Origin of the sequence: Stenotrophomonas sp. 3diitr2024 (genome assembly GCF_042136455.1) — a bacterium.
Taxonomy (GTDB): Bacteria; Pseudomonadota; Gammaproteobacteria; order Xanthomonadales; family Xanthomonadaceae; genus Stenotrophomonas; species Stenotrophomonas sepilia.
Genome location: NZ_JBHHMJ010000160.1, coordinates 1 through 2,269, shown reverse-complemented (window position 1 = coordinate 2,269; position 2,269 = coordinate 1). Strand labels below are relative to the sequence as shown.

Genomic DNA, 2,269 nt, shown 5'->3' with positions numbered 1-2,269 from the left:
CGTTGCCATGGATGGCGGACTTGCGGGCTTGGATCTTCTTCGGCATCGGCACGGGCTGTTTGCAGCGGATGGAACAGGGATTCTCGCCCATTCCGGGTGATTGCGAAAATCACCCGGTTGGCGCAGCATGGCGCCCCCGGCAGCGCCCGCTGGCAAAGCCTCCCGGCCCGGCCCCAGCGCCGGCTGAATGCCCGGGTTGGATGGTGGCGAATAAAAGCGTACAATTTCAGTCCGCTTTAAGAACCACTCGCATCCCCATGTTGCGCGTCACCAAGCTCACCGATTACGCCACCGTCGTGCTGACCGTGCTCGCCGCCCGTCCGGGCGAGGTGCTCAGTGCCACCGAACTGGCCGAATTCACCGGCCTGGAGCCGCCCACCGTCAGCAAGGTACTCAAGCCGCTGGCCCAGGCCGGCCTGGTCGAAGGCCTGCGCGGCGTCCGTGGCGGCTACCGGCTGACCCGCCCGGCCATCGAGATCTCGCTGTTCGAAGTGGTCGAAGCGATGGAAGGGCCGCTTGCCCTGACCGAATGCAGCCACGACCACCACCAGTGCGGCATGGCACCCAAGTGCGGCGCGCGCAGCAGCTGGCGGTTGATCAACGACGTGGTCTCCGAGGCCCTGCGCGACGTCAGTCTTGCGCAGATCCTGCCCCCCCTTCCCCTTGCCGATGACGAACAGCGCCGCACCATCGCTGTCGACGTCGTCTCCTGATCCACAGGCAGCCCCCCCATGGCCACCGAAACCATCGAAAACGTCGCCCACGACGACACCCCCAACCGCGAGATCCACGAGCAGCTCGGCCGCAAGTATTCGGCCGGCTTCATCACCGAGATCGAGTCGGACTCCCTGCCGCCGGGCCTGGACGAGGACACCATCCGTGCCCTGTCGGCCAAGAAGGACGAGCCGGAGTGGATGACGCAGTGGCGCCTGGACGCCTATCGCCACTTCCTGACCCTGCCGATGCCGGACTGGGCCAAGCTGGAGATCGCCCCGATCGACCTGCAGGCGCTCAGCTACTACTCCGCGCCGAAGGGCCCGAAGTACGCCTCGCTGGACGACGTGCCGAAGGAACTGCTCGACACCTACGACAAGCTGGGCGTGCCCCTGCACGAGCGCGCCAAGCTGGCCGGCGTGGCGGTGGATGCGGTGTTCGACTCGGTCTCCGTCGGTACCACCTTCCGCAAGGAACTGGCCGAGAAGGGCATCATCTTCTGCTCGATGTCCGAGGCCATCAAGGAACACCCGGAGCTGGTGCGCCAGTACCTGGGCACCGTGGTGCCGGTGGGTGACAACTACTTCGCCGCACTCAACTCGGCGGTGTTCTCCGATGGCAGCTTCGTGTTCATTCCCAAAGGCGTGCGCTGCCCGATGGAACTGAGCACCTACTTCCGCATCAACGCCGGCCACACCGGCCAGTTCGAGCGCACCCTGATCGTGTGCGAGGACAAGGCCTACGTCTCCTACCTGGAAGGCTGCACCGCGCCGATGCGCGATGAGAACCAGCTGCACGCTGCGGTGGTCGAACTGGTGGCACTGGAAGATGCGGAGATCAAGTACTCCACGGTGCAGAACTGGTACCCGGGCGACGAGAACGGTGTCGGCGGCATCTACAACTTCGTCACCAAGCGTGCCGAATGCCGTGGTGCGCGCAGCAAGGTCACCTGGACCCAGGTCGAGACCGGCTCGGCAATCACCTGGAAGTACCCCTCGTGCGTGCTGCTGGGCGACGATTCGGTCGGTGAGTTTCACTCGGTCGCGCTGACCCATCACCGCCAGCAGGCCGACACCGGCACCAAGATGATCCACGTCGGCAAGCGCACCAAGAGCAAGATCGTCAGCAAGGGCATCAGCGCCGGCCGCGGCCAGAACACCTATCGCGGCCTGGTGCGTGTGGACCGCAACGCCGACGGCGCGCGCAACTACACCCAGTGCGATTCGCTGCTGATCGGCAAGCAGTGCGGCGCCCACACCTTCCCCTACATCGAGGTGAAGAACCCGGGCGCCACCGTCGAGCACGAGGCCACCACCTCGAAGATTTCCGACGACCAGCTGTTCTACTGCCGCGCCCGTGGCATCAGCCAGGAAGACGCGGTGTCGATGATCGTCGACGGCTTCTGCAAGCAGGTGTTCCGCGAACTGCCGATGGAGTTCGCAGTGGAAGCCAAGAAGCTGCTGGAAGGCACCATCCTGAAGGCGTCGATGGTCATCTCCGGCAAGGGCTGCGATGAGCAGGCCGACGTCGAGGAAGTGGCCGAGTCGACCGTGAT

At 65.1% G+C, this 2,269-nt stretch carries 2 protein-coding genes; both read left to right on the top strand.

The window, feature by feature from the left end; translation table 11 throughout:
* Positions 1-257 precede the first annotated feature (257 nt).
* On the top strand, positions 258-713 hold the full coding sequence (locus ABGA94_RS03915) for an SUF system Fe-S cluster assembly regulator (protein ID WP_049414161.1): 456 nt from the start codon (positions 258-260) through the stop codon (positions 711-713).
* An 18-nt stretch (positions 714-731) separates the two neighbouring features.
* Positions 732-2,269: Fe-S cluster assembly protein SufB (gene sufB, locus ABGA94_RS03910; protein ID WP_375366440.1), on the top strand; the 1,538-nt coding region annotated here is incomplete at its 3' end.